This window comes from Campylobacter sp. 2014D-0258 (assembly GCF_008000495.1).
GTDB lineage: Bacteria > Campylobacterota > Campylobacteria > Campylobacterales > Campylobacteraceae > Campylobacter_D > Campylobacter_D jejuni.
In genome coordinates this window covers 1-777 of the sequence record NZ_VOAR01000027.1, presented here as the reverse complement: position 1 = coordinate 777, position 777 = coordinate 1, and the positions used below count along the sequence as shown (strand labels likewise).

Below are 777 nucleotides of genomic sequence, written 5' to 3'. Positions count from 1 at the left end.
TTTCTACAGGACCATCTCTTACTAAACAACTTCCTTTATTAAAAAAGTATGCTAGTAAAGCTACGATTTTTTGTGCGGATTCTTCTTATCCTATTTTAGCTAAGCATAATATTAAGCCCGATTATGTGCTTTCTTTGGAAAGGATTCCTTTAACTTCTGAATTTTTTAACAATGATTTTGGGGAATTTGATAAGGATATTGTGTTTGTTTGCGCAGGGGTTGTTCATCCAAAAACAATTGAATATTTAAAAAATAAAACTTTTATCATAACTCAAAAAATTCTTGCCTTTCCATATTATATAAATCTTAAAGATTTTTCTTATGCTGCTATAGGATTTAGTGTTGCACATATGGCTTATGAATTTGCAACTCATCTAAATTATAAAAACATCATTTTTATAGGACAGGATTTAGCTTATGCAAAAGATGGATTTTCTCACACTAAAGATTATAGCAATCTTGATAAACATGAAGGACATTTTCAAAGAGATAAGGGTAAATTTCAATGTTTAGCTTATGGAGGCAACGGAAAAGCTGAAAGTTCCGAAGTTTGGACTATGTTTAGATTTTTTTTGCAAGATACCATTTCAAGAAATATTATTTCAACCACCTACAACTGTACCGAAGGTGGAGCAAGGATAGAAGGAACCATAGAAAAACCTTTTTTATGGGCTTGTGAGAATTTACTTGATAAAGATTTAAATAAACCTTTTGAAAAATTAGAACCTTTAAGTTTAAATAAACAAAATGAGTTTTTACTTAAGGCTTATTATAAAG

Annotated in this window: 1 protein-coding gene; it reads left to right on the top strand. The window is 29.5% G+C overall.

Going from position 1 to position 777, the window contains the following annotated elements:
- A partial coding sequence (locus SR62_RS07690; RefSeq protein WP_147502337.1) for a motility associated factor glycosyltransferase family protein occupies positions 1–777 on the top strand: 777 nt, incomplete at both ends.